The organism is Flavobacterium flabelliforme, from assembly GCF_017948675.1.
Taxonomy (GTDB): Bacteria; Bacteroidota; Bacteroidia; order Flavobacteriales; family Flavobacteriaceae; genus Flavobacterium; species Flavobacterium pygoscelis.
In genome coordinates this window covers 636314-653959 of record NZ_JAGFBU010000001.1, presented here as the reverse complement: position 1 = coordinate 653959, position 17646 = coordinate 636314, and the positions used below count along the sequence as shown (strand labels likewise).

Below are 17646 nucleotides of genomic sequence, written 5' to 3'. Positions count from 1 at the left end.
TAATGAAGCTGTATATTAAAAACATGGTCTGCAGCCGGTGCATCATGGTCGTGGAGTCTGAACTTGTAAAGTTTGGACTCCATCCCATTTCAGTCGAATTGGGAATCGCAGTTATTTCCGAAACTTTAGACAAAGAAGAGGAGCAGCAACTCAATGCGAAATTAATAACCTTAGGTTTTGAAATCCTTGATGATAAAAAAAGCCGAGTGGTCGAGAAAGTAAAAAATTTGATCATTGATTTAGTTTATTTTAAAGACAATCAATTCCAGATGAATTTATCAAATTATATAGTTGCCGTTATTGGTCAAGATTACAGTTATATTAGCAGTGTTTTTTCGCAACAAGAAAACACAACTATTGAGCACTATTACATCCTTCAAAAAATTGAAAGAGTCAAAGAGTTTCTTGTTTATGATGAGTTAACTTTAAATGAAATTGCTTTACAACTTAACTATAGCAGTTCTTCCCACTTAAGTAAACAATTTAAAAAAATAACTGGTCTAACGCCAACATCCTTTAAAAGTTCAAAAGAGCCAAAAAGACACCTCATAGAAAACCTATAAATATTACATAAGAGATCCAGAATTGTACAAGTTCTTTCGTCTTTATTTATGGTAATTTTGCTTCCCACATCAAATCCTATAAAATAATGACCTATAAATATACAATTACTGGAATGTTTTGCGATGGTTGCAGAACCAAAGTAGAAAAAGCATTGAATGCAATGGAAGAAATACAAGCAACGGTTACTTTAGATCCGCCAATTGCTACTATCACCATGCAAAAACCAATTCAAACTTCTGAATTTCAAGAAGTACTTACTGCTGCTGGAAAATACTCCATAAAGGTTTTTAATCCCAATGATTTAAAATTACCAATAGAAGAAGTGGTTGTTGAACTTCCTAAAAATGCCGCAGGAAAATATTATTGTCCCATGTTTTGCGAGGGCGAAAAAGTATATGATGATGCTGGCGACTGTCCAGTTTGTGGAATGGATTTGGTAAAAGCTCCGGATTTAGAAGCAACCAAAATCATGTTTACTTGCTCGATGCATCCCGAAATAATACAAGATCATCCCGGAAATTGTTCTATATGCGGAATGGACTTAGTGACAATGGAACCAAAAGATGGTGAAGAAAATAAAGCCTATAATGAGCTTTGGCGTAAAATGAAGATTTCGCTTCTGTTTACAATTCCTATTTTTATAATTTCAATGTCAGATATGATTCCGAATAATCCATTGAACAAAATTGTGGATACGCAAACATGGAATTCGGTAGAATTGATATTATCACTTCCGGTGGTTTTTTATGCTTGTTCGATGTTTTTTGTACGTGCATGGAAATCTATTGTTACTTGGAATCTAAATATGTTTACGCTAATAGGAATTGGATCAGGGGTAGCATTTCTTTTTAGTTTAGTCGGTTTGTTTTTTCCAGCAATTTTCCCAGCTGAATTTAAAACGCATCACGGGACGGTTCATCTTTACTTTGAAGCTACAACAGTTATTTTAACCTTAGTTTTATTAGGTCAGTTGTTAGAAGCAAGAGCCCACAGTAGAACGAGTGGAGCGATAAAAGAACTTTTGAAATTAGCACCAACGCAAGCCACAATAGTAAGTAATGGTGTAGATAAAGTAATAGCCATTCATGATATAAAAAAAGGAGATTTACTGCGTGTAAAACCTGGAGATAAAATTCCAGTTGACGGAAAAATTACTAGCGGAGAAAGTACTATTGACGAATCAATGATTTCGGGTGAACCCATTCCGGTTGATAAAAAAGTGAATGATGATGTTGTAGCGGGAACCATCAACGGAAATAAATCATTTGTAATGATTGCTGAAAAAGTGGGTTCGGAAACACTGCTTTCGCAAATTGTACAAATGGTAAATGCTGCCAGTCGTTCTAGAGCGCCTATTCAAAAAGTAGCTGACAAGATTGCAAAATATTTTGTACCTACAGTTGTGCTAGCATCAATTATAACTTTTATTGTTTGGGCAAATTTTGGTCCTGAACCCGCTTTGGTCTATGGATTTATAAATGCGATTGCTGTTTTGATTATTGCTTGTCCTTGTGCATTGGGATTAGCTACGCCAATGTCTGTAATGGTAGGTGTTGGAAAAGGAGCACACTCTGGTATTTTGATAAAAAATGCCGAAGCTTTAGAAAATATGAACAAAGTAAATGTATTAATAACCGATAAAACAGGAACGATCACGGAAGGAAAACCATCGGTAGAGAAGGTGTTTTCAACGCAACATAATGAAGCGGAGCTATTGCAAAATTGCGCCTCTTTAAATAAATATAGTGAGCATCCCTTAGCGCAAGCAGTTGTTAAGTTTGCCGAACTAAAAGAAATTGGATTAATAGAAGTTCAAGATTTTCAAGCTATTTCAGGAAAAGGAGTGGTTGGTACTGTAGCGAATAAAAAAGTAGCTTTTGGAAATAGAAGTTTGATGGAAACGATTGGCAATGAAATAGCGGTCGACTTAGAGAATAAAGTTATAGCAGAACAGAAACTTGGAAAAACGGTTTCATATATTAGCCTTGACGGTGTGACTTGTGGTTTTATTGCTATTCGAGATGCTATTAAACCAACAAGTGTAGCGGCAATAAAGGAATTAATACGCCAAGGAGTAGAAGTGATTATGCTTACTGGTGACAATAAAAACACAGCAAAAGCAGTAGCAAAAGAGTTGAATTTAACCTCTATTAAAGCGGGTTGTTTACCAGAAGATAAATTAAATGAAATAAAACGTTTGCAAGCTGAAGGCAAAATTGTGGCTATGGCGGGAGACGGAATCAATGACGCTCCAGCTTTGGCGCAAGCCGATATTGGAATCGCCATGGGAACTGGAACTGATGTAGCGATAGAAAGCGCCAAAATAACATTGGTAAAAGGTGATTTGCAAGGCATTGTAAAAGCTAAAAATCTCAGTCATGCGGTGATGAAAAATATCAATCAGAACTTATTTTTTGCCTTCTTTTATAATGTGCTTGGTATTCCAATTGCTGCGGGTGTTTTATATCCATTTTTTGGAATTTTGCTTTCGCCAATGATTGCTGCGTTGGCAATGAGTTTTAGTTCGGTTTCGGTAATAGTAAATGCGTTGCGATTGCGTAATGTGAAGTTGTAGTATTATTTAAAAGCTTTTTTATAATTAGAGGATTAAATTATTAACTAAATTAGTTTTCAGATTTCTCCTAATTCTTTTTGTGATTTTTAGCTGTTAACTTTAATAAATAATAATACCTACAAGGTTTTCAAAACCTTGCAGGAGTGCCTTACTCTTTTCGTTATTGTAATAATTTAATGAAGTACATGACAATTAATTTAGTTTTCAATTTCCTGCAAGGTCTTATTAGGACCTTGTAAGTATTATTACAATTCAAATACACATCTAAATATGTAGTATCTTCAATGAAATCTAATTAGGTTGTGCCATTTAGGAGTGCTATAGTGGTTTTAGTCAGTATGATAATTTAATGAAGTACATGACAATCAATTTAGTTTTCAATTTCCTGCAAGGTCTTTTTAGGACCTTGTAGGTATTATTATAATTGAAATACACATCTAAATATGTAGTATCTTCAATGAAGTCTAATTAGGTTGTGTTATTTGTATTTCATATTGGTGTTAAAACTTTTCTTTTTGAACTAAAATAACAATTCGTTTGATATAATTTGAATTAAATAATATTGCGTAAATTGTATAAAAAATAGCATTATGATTGATACAGTAAAAGTAACTACAGATGGAAATTCATTTTTTGGATTGCCCTTATTTTGGTGGGTTTCAATATTGATTTTTGCTGGCGTAATATTAGCGGCAGCTCACTTGTATAGAAAAAGAAAATAATTTGTTAGAATATTCCATTTTTAAATTAATATTCTCCGATTGAAAAGAATTGTATTTATCTAAAAATATAAATACAATTCTTTTCTATGCTAATTGCTAATTATGAATTGGTTATGGATTTGAGGTAGATAAAATGTATTTAAAGCTCTTTAGTTTTTAGTTTAAGCGTTGCAAATCTGAAAAATAGTTATACTTTTGCACTCGAATTGAAAAGTAAGGCCCGTTCGTCTATCGGTTAGGACGCATGGTTTTCATCCATGTAAGAGCGGTTCGATTCCGCTACGGGCTACTAAATTAATTTTTATTTTCTTAAAAAAAAAGCCTCAAAATAATTTTATTTTGAGGCTTTTTTTATGCTTTTCGGTTTCACTAAATGTGAGCACGCTATTCAAGTTCTGATGGCTTTTTAAATTTGCTTTTCGGTTTTAGTGTGAATTTTAAAAATAGAAAACCTAGCAATCCTGCGGTAACCGAAGCAAGTATGATAGCAATTTTTGAACTATTTATTAAGGCGACATCATCATAGGCAAGAATAGTTATGAAAATGGACATTGTAAATCCAATTCCTCCTAATAAACCAACACCAACTATATTCTTCCATTGCAATCCTTTTGGTAGTTTGCATAATCCAATTAACGCTCCAGTGAAAGCAAAAGCTACAATTCCGATAGGCTTTCCTAAAATTAAGCCTGCCATAATACCAATACTGTTTGATTCGCCTAAGCCGTTTTGCCAATTAGCGCCAATAGCGATGCTGGTATTAGCAATTGCAAAAAGCGGTAGAATTATAAAGGCAACCGGTTTGTGTAAAAAATGTTGCAAAACATAAGAAGTTGATTTTTTATCACCATTACCAAACGGAATTGCAAACGCTAATAAAACTCCAGTTATGGTGGCGTGAACTCCAGAGTTGTACATAAAATACCACATTACAACTCCTCCAACGAGATAAGGAATTAGGTTTTTAACTTTCAGACGGTTGAGTAGTAGTAAAACTGCAAACACTGCTAGAGACAATAATAAGTTTGTGCAGATAATGGTTTTTGTGTAAAATATTGCGATAACGATAATAGCAATTAAGTCATCTATTACGGCCAATGCAGTCAAGAATATTTTTAATGATAGCGGAACTCTGTTGCCTAATAAAGAAAGAATTCCAATAGCGAATGCAATATCGGTAGCCATTGGGATTCCTGCTCCAGCTTGTGTTGCAGTACCAAAGTTAAATAAAAGAAAAATACATGCCGGAATGATAAAACCTCCCATGGCTCCAATAAGAGGAAAAGAAGCGTTTTTTATATCAGAGAGTTCTCCTTTGTAGATTTCGCGTTCTAATTCTAAACCAATTAACAAAAAGAAAACTGCCATTAACGCATCATTTATCCAATGCGTAATACTGTGACCGCCTATGTCAAATTGCCAAAAGTCAATATAACTAGATTGAATAGGGGAGTTGGCTAAGGCAAGAGAAATAATGGTTACAAAAAGTAAAATAACACCTCCTGCTTTTTCGCTTTCGTAAAATTCTTTAAATAGAGCAGTGATCTTCATGGATTTGTTTTTATGGAATCTTTGAAATTCTAAATCCCAGCAAAACAAGCTTGAGACTTTAAATTATACAAATAGAAACCTTTGGTTTTCCGCATTCATTACGGTTTTACCAAATATACCTTTTTAATAGTTTAAATAAATCTTGTTTGGTGTTTGTTTTAAAGTTGAGCATTTTATCTCGAAGCTTAATATTAAATTTCATCAAATATTATTTCGCCGTTTTTTATACTGTATTTCTGTTCCATTTTTTTAGATTTTTAAAAGTAGCGGGAAATTCAGTCAACTTTTTTTTAAAATCGAATTTAATTTATTTTTTTATTTCTTTTTCAAAATCGAAGATTATTATATTTTATAAGTTTTAGTTAGTGCGAGCATCCCGCTGAAACCAAAGTTATTTAGTTGAGGTTTTAACCCTCCAACTTTGTCATTCTGACGAAGGAAGAATCTTTGTATGTTGCTATAGTTTGTTGAAATGACCAAAAAACAGCTTTTTTAATTATTATTTTTAACTTAATTACATTGCATTCGCGCCAGCTTGAGCAAAATTTTATTGGATTAATTTGTATAATATAATTATCAAAAAAGGCAATGAATTATTAATTATATGAAAAAAATAAGAACGCCAAATATTGTATTTTTTAGCAATATAACATAGGAATACTCCAGCAATAATTTTTTCAGAGATGGGTATTAAGTTTGCCCAAGAGAAATTATCGTAATTAAATAAATGTATAAATCCAAAAATTATAGAAGAAATCAAAATGATTATTATTGAATTTATTTCTATGAAAAGTAACATTTTTTCATATAATTTTTTGTTGAAAAGCACTAATAGGCCACAAATAATCACCACTATAAAAATATATAAAATTGTGGTTTTTTGTTTGAAATAGGAAGTTAAAAAAAATATGATTGAGATAAAACTTAGTATTAAAACCAATCGGGACTTGTATTGTAAAAACCCCCTAAATATTAATTCTTCAATTAATGGAATGAGAAATAGATAAGGGAAAATTTTAGATAAATTAAATTTATCTAAATCGCTTTGATCAATAAACGATTCGTGAGTAATTAACGACTTAATATATCCCGCAAAAAAATTTAGGATGGTTAGTACTATAAATAACGTAAAATCTTGTCTAAAGATTCCATGGAATTTTTGATTTGGATTTTTTAAAAAGCACAAAAAATCATTTTTCATTAAATTATTATACATTGTCTACATTTATGTTAGATTGTTAAATTCTGTGTTTTTTTTTGCTCAATTTCAGCTACCACATATTTAACTCTTTCGTTATCTCACTTGCAGAAGTATAATCAATAATACAAGTTTATATTATTAGCAAATATAAATATTAATCTTACAAAAAAGTATTTTTTTTATATACAAAGTGAAGCAATTACGATATTGAAATTTTTAAAATAAACACCAATTCCACACACAACCCGCGTGAAGGATTACTTCATTATATTTTATTTTTTGGTATTCAGTGAACTTCGTTTGCAGTTAAAATCCTTTTTTATCATGTAGCGCTAGCAGAATGATTAAAAAAATTGTAACGAAAAGCCTGACCCTCCGCAGCGGAACAGAGGTGGGACACGCCCAAAACAGACCGCATATTCTAGATTTTTAACCTCAGAATTCACTCATAAGGTTCAGTAGTAAAAAGCTTGTGGAACTTGTAAAAATTTTATAATTTTGCAGTCCGAATTTATAATAATAAATTAAAGAAGAAGATGGATATCAAAAGAGTAGCAATAGACGCTGTAAACGAGACAATTGTAATGACTGTAGTTCACATGGATTACAAAGGTCAAGTAGCAAAAAGAATAAACGAAAAAATGCCTTTGGCAACCGTTAAAGGATTTAGAAAAGGGGCTGTGCCTAAAGATCTTGTTGAAAAACAATACGGAAAAGCAATCAAACAAGAAGAAGTTCAAAAAGTGGTTGACTTAGCTTTGGAGCGTTTTGTGCAATCAGAAAGATTAAACCTTCTTGGAACTCCACTTCCTAAAGTAAACGAGAACTTTTCTTGGGATGCTGAAGAATTGGTTTTTGAATTCGAAATTGGATTGGTTCCTAACTTTACTTTGGATCTTGAAGGTAAAAACGACATTGTAAAATATGTAGTTAAAGCTGACGATAAATTGATTGACGGTCAAGTAGCACGTATCCAAAAACAATTTGGTACTGCAATTCCTCAAGAAGTTGTGGTGGCAGATTCAGATATTACGGGAACTTTCGCAAACGAAGAAGCTGGAATCAACAATGCAACGACTATTTCTTTGGATATGTTCAAAGACAAAGCGACTGCTGATAAATTCATCGGTAAAAAAGTTGGTGACGTTGTGACTGTAAATACAAATGGTTTGTTTGAAGACGCACATCAATTGATGGACGTAATGAAAATTGGTCATGATGATGTTCACACAATCGCTGTTGATGTAGATTTTACAATCGAAGCAATCAACGGTTCAGAATTGGCAGAATTAAACCAAGAGTTGTTCGATAAATTGTTTGGAGCTGGAAATGTAGCTACATTAGAGGAGTTGAAAGCTAAAATCAAAGAAGATGCTGAAACTCAATTCGCGCAACAAGCAGACCAAAAGTTATTAGCTGATGTTCAAGATTTCTTGATCGAAAGCACGAAATTTGATTTGCCAGCTGAATTCTTAAAAAAATGGTTGCAAACAGTAGGGGAGAAAAAATTGACTCCTGAAGAAGCTGAAGTAGAATATGCAAGATCGGAAAGAGGATTGCGTTTTCAGTTGATCGAAGGTAGAGCAATGGCTACAAACGAAATCAAAGTTACTTTTGAAGATTTGAAATCATTCACTACAAAAAATATCCGTCAACAAATGGCTCAATTTGGTCAAACAAATCCAACGGACGAAGAAGTGCAAGGAATTGTGGCTAGAGTGTTGTCTAACCAAGACGAAGTAAAAAGACTTTCTGACCAAGTGGTAGGAGAGAAAATGCTTGACTTATTTAAAGAAAAAGCAAATCCAACAACTAAAGAAGTGACTTATGAAGAATTTATTGCCGCTTCATACGGAGAATAATTTCTAAATAATAAGTATATTTGAGCGTCAAAATAAATATTTTTTGGCGCTCTTTTTATTTATAATACTGTCAGGAGCTAATCCAGTTATCCGTTGCAAGTTTTTTCATCGGGTTTGCTTTTTTCTAAGCAAGAAAAGGAGCTTCTTCCAGTCGCTCTTTTCATGCAAGAAAAAAAGCAACACGATTTCAAAAAGCTTTTCACTGCTACCTGGGCTAAAAACGAGACATATTGACATTAACTATAAAAAGGTACGACCTTTGCGTTATGTTTTTTGACTTTAAGACATTCAAACTTTTAAACTTATATAAATGAACTACGGTAAAGAATTTAAAAAATTTGCTACAAAGCACCAAGGAGTGAACTCAATGTATTACGATAAAATCGTAGGTGCAATGACTCCACCAACTAATATGACTCCTTATATTATAGAAGAACGTCAGTTGAATATTTCACAATTAGACGTTTTCTCAAGATTAATGATGGACCGTATTATTTTCCTAGGAACAGGAATTGACGACCAAATTGCAAACATCGTTCAAGCACAATTATTGTTTCTTGAAAGCGCTGATGCTTCAAAGGATATTCAAATTTATTTGAACTCTCCAGGAGGAAGTGTTTACGCTGGTTTAGGAATTTATGACACGATGCAATACATCAAACCAGATGTAGCAACCATTTGTACAGGAATGGCAGCTTCTATGGGTGCGGTTTTGCTATGTGCAGGAGCAGCAGGAAAACGTTCGGCATTGCCACATTCAAGAGTTATGATTCACCAACCATCAGGAGGAGCACAAGGAGTTGCTACTGATATGGAAATCAACTTGCGTGAAATGTTGAAATTGAAAGATGAATTGTACCATATCATTTCTCAACATTCAGGACAAACTTTTGATAAAGTTCATTTAGATAGTGAACGTGATTATTGGATGATTGCTGAAGAAGCAAAAGCATACGGAATGATTGATGAGGTTTTAATAAGAAAGTAAAAATATAGTCGAAAGTCGAAAGTCGAAAGTCAGGAGCAATGCGAATGACTTTTGACTTTATGACTTTTTGGCTTTAGACTTAAAAGAATGGCAAAAGCAGTATTAGAATGTTCGTTTTGTGCGAGAAAGAAACCAGAAACCAGCTTGCTGATTGCTGGAATCAATGCGCATATTTGTGATAAATGTATCGAACAGGCACACGGAATTGTTTTAGAAGAATTAAAATCTGGCGGAAGTTCAAAAGCTGTTGGTGATTTGATTTTGAAAAAACCTAAAGAAATTAGAGCGTTCTTAGATCAATACGTAATTGGTCAAGATCAAACTAAAAAAGTAATGTCGGTTGCGGTTTACAATCACTACAAACGTTTAATGCAACAGCAATTAGATGACGAAGTAGAGATTGAAAAAAGTAACATCATAATGGTGGGACAAACAGGAACAGGAAAAACATTAGTAGCGAAGACTATTGCTAAAATGCTTGACGTTCCTTTAGCAATTGTTGATGCAACCGTATTAACAGAAGCGGGTTATGTAGGAGAAGATGTCGAAAGTATTTTGACTCGTCTTTTGCAAGCAGCCGATTATGATGTAGCCAAAGCCGAAAGAGGAATCGTATTTATTGATGAAATTGATAAAATTGCCCGTAAGAGTGATAATCCATCAATAACACGTGATGTTTCTGGAGAAGGGGTGCAACAAGCTTTACTGAAATTATTAGAAGGAACTGTTGTAAACGTACCACCAAAAGGAGGTCGTAAACATCCAGACCAAAAATTTGTTGAAGTAAATACGCAAAATATCTTGTTTATTGCCGGTGGTGCTTTTGATGGTATAGAAAGAATTATTTCTAAACGATTGAATCGTCAGGCTGTTGGATATTCTACATCAAAAAATGTAGATAATATAGACAAAGACAATTTGTTGCAATACATTATTCCAAAAGACATCAAAGATTTTGGTTTAATTCCGGAGATAATTGGTCGTTTGCCTGTATTGACGCACATGGATCCTTTGGACAGAGAAACGTTGAGAGCAATTTTGACGCAACCTAAAAATGCATTAATCAAACAATACGAAAAGTTATTCTTGATGGATGAAGTTGTTTTCACGATCACTGATGAAGCGTTAGATTTTATTGTAGATAAAGCATTAGAATACAAATTAGGAGCTCGTGGATTGCGTTCTTTATGCGAAGCAATCTTAACCGATGCGATGTATGAATTGCCAAGTTCTGATGATAAAACATTAGAAATTGATGTGAAGTATGCACAAGAAACATTAAATAAAAATTTATTGAAGCGATTAGAGATTGCCTCTTAAAAATTGCATATTTGATAAAAAGACTAGCCCGTTCATTTCATTGAGCGGGTTTTTTTGTGTCAATTTTGCACTATTTGTTATTGTGTCTAAAAAGAAGCATTATTTTTTTTTATCATGATTAGAATGCCGATTTTTGTTACTTCATAATCAAAATAATGCAGGATGAAAGTAGAGGATAAAGAGGTCATTTTATTAAAAGTTTCTGGTCAAGATAAATTAGGTGTAACGGCAGGATTAACCTCTGTGTTGGCTAACTATGATGCAATAATTTTAGATATTGGTCAAGCTGATATTCATGACACACTTTCTTTAGGGATTTTATTTGAAATAAAAGCGGGATCCACTTCTGCGCCTGTATTGAAAGATTTGTTATTTAAAGCTTATGAATTAGAAGTCAAAGTTAAGTTTATTCCGATCTCTATTGCTGATTATGAAATTTGGGTAAAAGGGCAACGACAACAACGTTACAGCATCAATGTTTTGGGAGAAACACTTACTGCTGTTCAATTGGCGGCTGTGACAAGAATTTTGTCCAATCAAAAGTTAAATATTGATGCCATTAAAAGATTAACAGGTCGGGTTTCTATTGTTGAAAAAGAAGAATTTCCTCGTTCTTGTATTCAACTTTCCGTAACCGGTACAATAGTAGATAAAACTTTTATGACGGCTAGTTTTATGGAAATTTCACGAACCTTAAACGTTGATATTTCTTTTCAGGAAGATAATATGTATCGTAGAAACCGTCGTTTAGTTTGTTTCGACATGGATTCTACTTTGATACAAACTGAAGTTATAGATGAATTAGCAGAATTAGCAGGTGTAGGAGAACAAGTGCGCGCGATCACCGAAGCAGCTATGAACGGCGAAATAGATTTTAGTGAAAGTTTTAAACAGCGTATGGCGTTATTAAAGGGGCTAAGCGAAGATGTATTACAAAATGTTGCAGAAAATTTACCAATCACAAAAGGAGCGCATCGCTTGATGAAAGCCTTGAAATATTACGGTTATAAAACGGCTATTTTATCTGGTGGATTTACCTTTTTTGGGAAATACTTACAGAAGGAATTAGGAATCGATTATGTTCACGCAAACGAACTCGAAATTATTGATGGTAAATTGACAGGGAATTATCTCGGCGAAATTGTAGATGGCAAAAAGAAAGCCGAATATTTGCAAGCTATTGCAGATAAAGAAGGGATACATATTAATCAAACGATAGCAGTAGGAGATGGCGCTAATGATTTACCAATGTTAAGTTTAGCTGGGTTAGGAATTGCTTTTCATGCAAAACCATCCGTTAAAGAAAAAGCAGGAAGTTCTATTTCAAGCTTAGGATTGGATGGTGTTCTATATCTTTTAGGATACCATGACCGACATATTGATATGATGGAGTAATGTATAAAAAAAGTAATCAAACCAATCAGTGAATTTTCCTTTATAAATCTATAAATTTAAACTACGATACTAAATTGCATATTTTTTAACTGTTCCAAATAATCTCTATGATTAGACAATCTAGGGATTTTGTGTTGTCCGCCCAGTTTATTGTGATCTTTCAGCCAGTCGTAAAATAAATGTTTGCGTGCTACATTTATTATTAGCGGATTTAGCGTCATATTATTGTGTCTTTTGGCTTCGTAATCAGAGTTTAGAGATTGTATCGCTTCGTCTAATATTTTTTGAAAATTAGTTAGGTCTTGTGGGTTTTCTTTAAATTCAATCATCCATTCGTGAGCGCCTTTTTCTTTACCTTCCATAAATACGGGTGCTACAGTATAATCAACAACTTGTGTATTAGTCAATCGGCACGCTTTGGCAATAGCCTGATCGGTGTTTTCGACCATTAATTCTTCGCCAAAAACATTAATGTGATGTTTGGTTCTACCCGTAACCCGAATGCGATATGGGTTTAATGAAGTGAAACGAACGGTATCGCCTATTAAATAACGCCATAATCCAGAATTAGTAGTAATTACTAAAGCGTAATTTTTGAATAATTCTACGTCTGCTAATCGAATTACTTTTTGGTTGGGTGTTCCAAATGTGTCCATCGGAATAAATTCATAAAATATTCCATAATCTAACATTAACAATAAATCACTAGAATTGTTTACATCCTGAATGGCAAAAAAACCTTCGGAGGCATTGTATATTTCGTAGTATGTGAAATCTTTTTTGGGTAATATTTTTTGATATTGTTCTCGATAAGGTTCGAAATTTACTCCTCCATGAAAATATACTTCTAGATTAGGCCAAATTTCAAGTAAATTTCCTTTGCCCGTTTCCTCTAGCATTTTATTCATTAAAACTAACATCCAAGAAGGAACACCGGCAAAACTAGTTACATTTTCATTTTTGGTTTCATTTATAATGGCAGCTATTTTAGATTCCCATTCGCTCATCAACGAAATTTTATTACTTGGTGTGCTACTGAATTCTGCCCAAATTGGCATGTTTTCAATTAAAATAGCAGATAAATCACCAAAAAAAGTATCATTGTCTTCGTAAATCTGTGAGCTTCCGCCTAAGCGTAAACTTTTACCAGTAAAAAGTGAAGAATCTTCGTTGTTATTTAAATACAAACACAATAAATCTTTACTTCCTTTATAATGGCACTCTTCTAATGCTTTGTTGCTTACCGGAATAAATTTGCTTTTGGCATTGGTAGTTCCGCTAGACTTAGCAAACCATTTTATCGGCTCTTCCCAAAAAACATTTTGTTCTCCTTGACGCGTTCTTTCTATCAACGGTTGTAATTCTTCATAACAAGAAATTGGAATTCGAGCTGCAAAAGTAGCGTAGGAATTGATAGAAGTATAATCGTATTTTTTACCAATTACCGTGTTTTTTGAGGACTGCACTAAATTCATAAGTAATTCTTCTTGAACTTCATTTGGGTATTTCAAGAAAAGTTCGATTTGATGGATTCGTTGTTTGAGAACCCAAGAAGCAAACGAATTGATTATGGTTAGTGGCATTTAGATTTCTGATTTTAGAGTAACGATTGTTAATTTAAGATTTGAATATCGATTGACAAATACTAACTTTGTCAAAGTATCAAAAATAGTGTTTTTTTATAAAAAACACTTCTATATTGTACTAAAGATTGAACATCACAATTACAAAAGAACATATTGTGTTCTACAAAGTGAGTTTAAATCATAAGTTTACTTTCATTCAACAACTATAAATAATCGCAATGACTTACGAAGGTGTTCTAACCAAAATGCAAACCGAATTTGGAAATCCAATACAATATTACTTGGTTTTCGAAAATAGTTTTCTAAATGTTAATCAATTATTGGATAAAAATATAGAGATTAACTTTGTGGGTTACCAATGTTTGAATTGTGGTAAAAAGAAAAAAATATTTCGCCAAGGTTTTTGCTACGATTGCTTTTATTCAAGTGCTTCGGTTGGAGATTGGATTATGAAACCGGAATTAAGCACGGCTCATTTGGGTATTGCCGACAGAGATTTAGCCTATGAAGAGAAAGTACAGTTGCAGCCACACATTGTGTATCTAGCTTTGTCAAGTGAAGTGAAAGTAGGTGTAACTAGAAAAACTCAAATGCCCACACGATGGATTGATCAAGGCGCTAATGAAGCGATTTCTATTGTTGAAGTTCCCAATCGATATTTGGCTGGAATTACAGAAGTAGCCTTGAAGAATCATTATGCCGATAAAACGAATTGGAGAAAAATGCTAACTAATTCAGTAGAACATGTAGATTTGATTGCAGAAAGATTGAAGTTAGAAAAATTAATTCCAACAGAAGTGCAAGAATATTTCTTTAGTCAAAAAAATGATCTGTATGAAATGCACTATCCTGTTTTAGAATATCCAACGAAAGTGGCTAGTTTAAGTTTAGATAAAACACCACAATTTCAAGGAAAATTAAAAGGTATAAAAGGGCAGTATTTAATTTTTGATGACGGAACTGTATTCAATGTTCGTAGTTCAGAAGGATATATTGTAAACATAAACGTATAAAAAAAAGGCTAAAAAGTAATTTACTTTTTAGCCTTTTTTAAAATAACTCAATTTTTAATTCACCTTTGTTGTATCGGCTACTTTTTTCTTTTTATTGAAAAAACCATTCAATATATCGGCTGCTTTCTTTTTTACCTCTTCATTTACTTTTGCTTTTACTTCCTCTTTTGTTGCCGGAATAACTGTTTTAACGGTGTCTCCAGGTTTTTTATTTTTATTTAACAAATCTGTCAGTGCTGAGGTTCCTTGTTTTACTAAACGATCCTTTTGCTGATTCACTAATTGTGTTGTAAGTTTAGTTACTGCACTGTTAATGTCGGTTGTAATCTTGGGATTTGTAAAATTACCTACTAATATGGCGGTTACAGGAAAGCTTTCTATTTTTGCTGCATCTGCTGGTGCTAATTTTGCGATTAAAGCATTTACCTCAGATCCTAAATATTTTGCAGGAACATCAAACTTTAAATTATAATTCATAGTTTGGTCAAAGCCATGTGTTCCGCCTATTGTTGCTTTTATATCTTGATATTTGATGTCAAAAGGTTTTACATTTACTTTTCCATCTTTGAAAGTAATAGCAGCTTTGATGTCATTCAAGTTAATTTTACTTACATCAATAAATTTAATATTAGAACTCAATGCTGTCAATAAAGTTGAATTGCTAGAGTTTACAGTGGTAGAAAGTAGTTGCCCTAATAAATCACCAGTTATACTTTTTAAATCAGGTGTAAACTCAGTTGCATCAAGATTTCCATTTAATTTAATGGTCGAATTTAATTTTCCATTAACAATTCCTGCAATTGGTGCTATTTTTTTCAACATATCTAGTTGAGTAAAAGTCTGAGCAATATCCACTTGATTCAAATTCAAATTCATGTCGAAAGTCGGAATTTTTCCTTTAGTCGAAACGTCTCCGCTCAAACCGATTGTACCACCAAATATGGAAGTTTTTACGTTTTCTAAAGTTACTTTTTCATCTTTTACGATCAGTTTTCCAGAAACATCTTTCAGGGTTAAATTGTCATATAAAACCGTAGTAGCTTTTGCGGTAAGCGTACAATTTAAGAAAGCAGGAATTTTCATTGCTTCTGCTTTTTTAGCATCGGTTTTAGACTCTTCTCCTTTGGTCATAAAATCATCAACAGCTAATTGTTTCGAGTTCATAAAGAAATTTCCTTTTAATTCTTGGTTTCTGAATATAAAACCATAGAAATTCTCTAGAATTCCTGTTACACTAATGTCGCTTTTACCAGTCGTGGCATCAAATTGTTTCAAGTTAACTTGACTTGGGTTAAATTGAACCAACGCAGTACTAATATTCATGGTTTTTCCGTTCTCATCTGCGTATTTAAAACCAGATAAGCTCATTGTTCCCGCATTGTTAATGTTTTGATATTGACTTTTCTCAACCGATTCCATATCAAATTTAGTCGTAACATCAGCTTTTAAAATTCCAGATAAAGGTTTTTCTAATTTAACAGGATACGCTTTTGTTAAATTAGCCAAGTTTATGGTTCCTTTTAATGCGGCATCAACGATTGCGTTCTGCGTAACATTTGTAATCTTTGCTTTTGCATTAAAAACATCTTGGTCTATTCTAAAAGATAGCTGACCAATGTTTACGTAAGTGTCATTTAGAATTCCTGTTTCATTTATGATTTTAGTATCAATAATTATATTTTGTACTGTTTTTGGTAAGTCAGGATATTTAAATGAGGCGTTTTTTGAATTAATATCAATATTGAATTTTGGTACACTTGTATCAGAATACAATCCTTTTGCAAATCCTACAACTGTAAAATCACCTGTTGTTTTTACATTGTCTAAACTGGCAGAATAAGCAGCAGGAATTACTCCTAAGAAGTTTTTGAATGAAGAAGTTGGCGTTTTAAATTTCAAATCATAAACTTGACCCGCTTCTACCATTTGAATGAAACCATCAAATTGCAAAGGCAACTGATTAATAAGCGCTTTATTTTCTTTAAAAGTATATTTACTTTTTTCTAAATCAATGCCTAAAACTGCATCTAGGGTTAAGGCAACATTTTTCATGTAGTTGACTTTATCCATGTCTAATGAAACTTTTGCAGTTGATTTAGTGACTAAATCTAATTTCTGCGAAGCAAAGTCTCCATTTCCTTGATGATTTAAACTATCAATAACCATTTTTATTTTGGATGTTTCATCAAAATAGCGAAATTGAAAATTTTCTACTTTGTAATCTTTAATTTTCAATAATAAAGGATCGCTTTTTCCTTCGTCTTTTGTCTCTTTGTTTTTTAGAGCAATATCAAAATTACCAATTCCCTCTTTATTGAAAATGATATTGATTAATCCGTTTTTTGATGAAATTCCATCAATATTAATCGCTTCTTTTTTATCTTTAAATAATTCTTTAATAGACATTTTTAAATTAAGCTCGCCTAATGATACTAGTGTGTCACCTTCAAAAGGAGCTTTGTTTATAATTGCCAATTTGCTGATGGTAACATTAGCACCAGGAAAATTTTTTATTAAGCTTAAATCTACATCCGAAAAGCTAACTTTTGCATCAACTTTTTCGTTGATAGCTTCCGCAATTTTTGCTTTTATCTGATCCTGAAAAAAATAAGGAATAGTAAATAAAGCAATCAAAAAAAGTATGATGAAGGCGCCAATAACTTTTAATATTGTTTTTAACATAATTTAGTTTTGTTTAGATTTATAAGGCAATAATAATGTATGTAATTGTAGCAAAAATAGTAATTATAATTTACTAGTGTCTATTGCATTAGTATTATATCGACTCTAGCTTGATAGGGCTAAAATTAAAATAAAAAAATCCGTTTAAAATTTCTTTCAAACGGATTGTAGTTAAGTAGTATAAAAA

12 protein-coding genes and 1 tRNA gene are annotated in these 17646 nt (G+C 32.7%); 9 read left to right on the top strand and 4 right to left on the bottom strand.

Features of this window, described 5'->3' with window-relative positions; genetic code table 11:
• Nucleotides 1–2 precede the first annotated feature (2 nt).
• The 4 genes from J3S90_RS02835 (at nt 3) to J3S90_RS02825 (ending at nt 4150) form a co-directional block, all read left to right on the top strand.
• Nucleotides 3–563 carry a helix-turn-helix domain-containing protein gene (locus tag J3S90_RS02835; RefSeq protein ID WP_210644591.1) on the top strand — a complete coding sequence of 187 codons (561 nt, stop codon included), beginning with the start codon at nt 3–5 and terminating at the stop codon, nt 561–563.
• An 86-nt stretch (nt 564–649) separates the two neighbouring features.
• The gene (locus J3S90_RS02830) at nt 650–3139 is read left to right on the top strand and encodes a heavy metal translocating P-type ATPase (protein ID WP_210644589.1); all 2490 of its coding nucleotides are present in this window, start codon (nt 650–652) and stop codon (nt 3137–3139) included.
• 590 nt (nt 3140–3729) lie between these two features.
• Nucleotides 3730–3861 carry a hypothetical protein gene (locus J3S90_RS16020; RefSeq protein WP_255462775.1) on the top strand — a complete coding sequence of 44 codons (132 nt, stop codon included), beginning with the start codon at nt 3730–3732 and terminating at the stop codon, nt 3859–3861.
• Between the two features lie 217 nt (nt 3862–4078).
• Nucleotides 4079–4150 (top strand) — tRNA-Glu (locus J3S90_RS02825).
• A 95-nt stretch (nt 4151–4245) separates the two neighbouring features.
• On the opposite strand, the gene nhaA is transcribed toward J3S90_RS02825, so the two are convergent.
• The gene (gene nhaA, locus J3S90_RS02820) at nt 4246–5412 is read right to left on the bottom strand and encodes a Na+/H+ antiporter NhaA (protein WP_210644587.1); all 1167 of its coding nucleotides are present in this window, start codon (nt 5410–5412) and stop codon (nt 4246–4248) included.
• Between the two features lie 547 nt (nt 5413–5959).
• Nucleotides 5960–6613, bottom strand: a complete 654-nt coding sequence (locus tag J3S90_RS16170) for a CPBP family glutamic-type intramembrane protease (RefSeq protein WP_394369399.1) — start codon at nt 6611–6613, stop codon at nt 5960–5962.
• A gap of 536 nt (nt 6614–7149) precedes the next feature.
• Between J3S90_RS16170 and J3S90_RS02810 the strand changes: the two genes are divergently transcribed.
• The 4 genes from J3S90_RS02810 (at nt 7150) to serB (ending at nt 12178) form a co-directional block, all read left to right on the top strand.
• Nucleotides 7150–8475 carry a trigger factor gene (locus J3S90_RS02810; protein ID WP_210644582.1) on the top strand — a complete coding sequence of 442 codons (1326 nt, stop codon included), beginning with the start codon at nt 7150–7152 and terminating at the stop codon, nt 8473–8475.
• 310 nt (nt 8476–8785) lie between these two features.
• A complete protein-coding gene (gene clpP / locus J3S90_RS02805) occupies nt 8786–9463 on the top strand; it encodes an ATP-dependent Clp endopeptidase proteolytic subunit ClpP (protein WP_188048845.1) in 678 nt (225 codons plus the stop codon).
• Between the two features lie 87 nt (nt 9464–9550).
• Complete coding sequence (gene clpX, locus J3S90_RS02800) at nt 9551–10783, top strand: ATP-dependent Clp protease ATP-binding subunit ClpX (protein ID WP_210644580.1); 1233 nt, start codon at nt 9551–9553, stop codon at nt 10781–10783.
• Nucleotides 10784–10945: 162 nt separating this feature from the next.
• A complete protein-coding gene (serB, locus tag J3S90_RS02795; RefSeq protein WP_210644578.1) occupies nt 10946–12178 on the top strand; it encodes a phosphoserine phosphatase SerB in 1233 nt (410 codons plus the stop codon).
• 56 nt (nt 12179–12234) lie between these two features.
• Here the strand turns inward: serB and J3S90_RS02790 are convergent, their stop codons facing one another.
• Nucleotides 12235–13761 carry a GH3 auxin-responsive promoter family protein gene (locus J3S90_RS02790; protein WP_210644576.1) on the bottom strand — a complete coding sequence of 509 codons (1527 nt, stop codon included), beginning with the start codon at nt 13759–13761 and terminating at the stop codon, nt 12235–12237.
• A gap of 221 nt (nt 13762–13982) precedes the next feature.
• Between J3S90_RS02790 and J3S90_RS02785 the strand changes: the two genes are divergently transcribed.
• A complete protein-coding gene (locus J3S90_RS02785; protein WP_188048841.1) occupies nt 13983–14777 on the top strand; it encodes a DUF2797 domain-containing protein in 795 nt (264 codons plus the stop codon).
• Nucleotides 14778–14831: 54 nt separating this feature from the next.
• Here J3S90_RS02785 and J3S90_RS02780 read toward each other — a convergent pair whose 3' ends face one another.
• On the bottom strand, nt 14832–17459 hold the full coding sequence (locus tag J3S90_RS02780) for an AsmA-like C-terminal region-containing protein (RefSeq protein ID WP_210644574.1): 2628 nt from the start codon (nt 17457–17459) through the stop codon (nt 14832–14834).
• Nucleotides 17460–17646 lie beyond the last annotated feature (187 nt).

What these genes read in the sequence shown, in the direction of transcription:
- J3S90_RS02835 (WP_210644591.1), top strand. Translation starts at nt 3, where the DNA reads ATGAAGCTGTATATTAAAAACATGGTCTGCAGCCGGTGCATCATGGTC.
- J3S90_RS02830 (WP_210644589.1), top strand. Translation starts at nt 650, where the DNA reads ATGACCTATAAATATACAATTACTGGAATGTTTTGCGATGGTTGCAGA.
- J3S90_RS16020 (WP_255462775.1), top strand. Translation starts at nt 3,730, where the DNA reads ATGATTGATACAGTAAAAGTAACTACAGATGGAAATTCATTTTTTGGA.
- nhaA (WP_210644587.1), bottom strand. Translation starts at nt 5,412, where the DNA reads ATGAAGATCACTGCTCTATTTAAAGAATTTTACGAAAGCGAAAAAGCA.
- J3S90_RS16170 (WP_394369399.1), bottom strand. Translation starts at nt 6,613, where the DNA reads ATGAAAAATGATTTTTTGTGCTTTTTAAAAAATCCAAATCAAAAATTC.
- J3S90_RS02810 (WP_210644582.1), top strand. Translation starts at nt 7,150, where the DNA reads ATGGATATCAAAAGAGTAGCAATAGACGCTGTAAACGAGACAATTGTA.
- clpP (WP_188048845.1), top strand. Translation starts at nt 8,786, where the DNA reads ATGAACTACGGTAAAGAATTTAAAAAATTTGCTACAAAGCACCAAGGA.
- clpX (WP_210644580.1), top strand. Translation starts at nt 9,551, where the DNA reads ATGGCAAAAGCAGTATTAGAATGTTCGTTTTGTGCGAGAAAGAAACCA.
- serB (WP_210644578.1), top strand. Translation starts at nt 10,946, where the DNA reads ATGAAAGTAGAGGATAAAGAGGTCATTTTATTAAAAGTTTCTGGTCAA.
- J3S90_RS02790 (WP_210644576.1), bottom strand. Translation starts at nt 13,761, where the DNA reads ATGCCACTAACCATAATCAATTCGTTTGCTTCTTGGGTTCTCAAACAA.
- J3S90_RS02785 (WP_188048841.1), top strand. Translation starts at nt 13,983, where the DNA reads ATGACTTACGAAGGTGTTCTAACCAAAATGCAAACCGAATTTGGAAAT.
- J3S90_RS02780 (WP_210644574.1), bottom strand. Translation starts at nt 17,459, where the DNA reads ATGTTAAAAACAATATTAAAAGTTATTGGCGCCTTCATCATACTTTTT.